This is a genomic window from Sphaerisporangium rufum (assembly GCF_016863395.1).
GTDB classification, from domain to species: Bacteria; Actinomycetota; Actinomycetes; order Streptosporangiales; family Streptosporangiaceae; genus Sphaerisporangium; species Sphaerisporangium rufum.
Window position 1 is genome coordinate 1 of record NZ_BOOU01000142.1, and the last position, 1,293, is coordinate 1,293.

The window sequence follows — 1,293 nt, forward strand, 5'->3', positions numbered from 1 at the left end:
CGGGGTGGTGGGCGATCAGCGCGGAGGTGGACTGCTCGGGATGCAGCTGGAACTCCTCCGACAGCTCCACCCCGATCCGGCCCGGGTCCAGCAGCTGGAACAGCTGCCGCTGGTCCTCAAGATTCGGACACGCCGGATACCCGAACGAGTACCGGCAGCCGGCGATGTTGACCTTCAACATGTCGGCCAGCGACTCATCCCCGCCGATGCCCAGCTCGCCGCGCACCCGGGCATGCCAGTACTCCGCCAACGCCTCGGTCAGCTGCACCGACAACCCGTGCAACTCCAGATAATCCCGGTAGGCATCAGCCGCGAACAACTCCCCCGCCGCCCGCGCGATCGCCGGCCCCATCGTCACCACCTGCAACGCCACCACATCCACCTCCCCCGACGAGCGGGGGCGGAAGAAATCGGCCAGGCACAGATGCCGGTCCCGCGCCTGACGCGGGAAGGAGAACCGGGTCCGCTCGGCCCCGGCCTCATCCACGATGACCAGGTCATCACCCTCCGACACGCACGGGAAGTACCCGTACACCACCGCCGCCTGCAACAGGTTGTCGGTCTGCAACCGCTCCAGCCACGCCCGCAACCGCGGCCGCCCCTCGCTCTCCACCAACTCCTCATACGACGGCCCGCCCGCACCCCGGGACGCCTTCAACCCCCACTGCCCCATGAACGTCGCCCGCTCGTCCAGGAAAGCCGCGTAATCGGCCAGCGGCACCCCCTTGACGATCCGATCCCCCACGAACGGCGGCACCGGCACCGGGTTGTCCACCGCCACATCCGACCGGGACGGCAACTCCGCCGCCGGCGTGCGCACCAGCGTGGCCCCCTGCGCCCGCACGGCCGGCACCTTACGGGTGCGCAGCGGCGGCAACTGCGCGCCGTCCTGGCCCCGCTTGACCGCCATGAACGCGTCCATCAACCGCAGCCCCTCAAAGGCGTCCCGCGCATACCGCACCTCGCCCTCGAAGATCCCCGCCAGATCCTGCTCCACATACGCCCGGGTCAGCGCCGCCCCGCCCAAAAGCACCGGGAAATCGGCCGCCATCCCCCGGGCGTTCATCTCCTGCAGGTTCTCCTTCATGATCACCGTGGACTTCACCAGCAGCCCCGACATCCCGATCACATCGGCGTCCTTCTCCCGCGCCGCCTCCAGGATCGTCGACACCGGCTGCTTGATGCCCAGATTGATCACCTCATAGCCGTTGTTGGACAAGATGATGTCCACCAGGTTCTTGCCGATGTCATGCACATCGCCCTTCACCGTGGCCAACACGATCCGCCCCTTGG

Annotated in this window: 1 protein-coding gene; it reads right to left on the reverse strand. The window is 68.1% G+C overall.

Annotation, left to right across the window (positions count from 1 at the left end):
• Positions 1 to 1,293, reverse strand: a 1,293-nt coding sequence (locus tag Sru01_RS35040; RefSeq protein ID WP_203995224.1) for a vitamin B12 dependent-methionine synthase activation domain-containing protein, incomplete at both ends; no start/stop codon positions are given.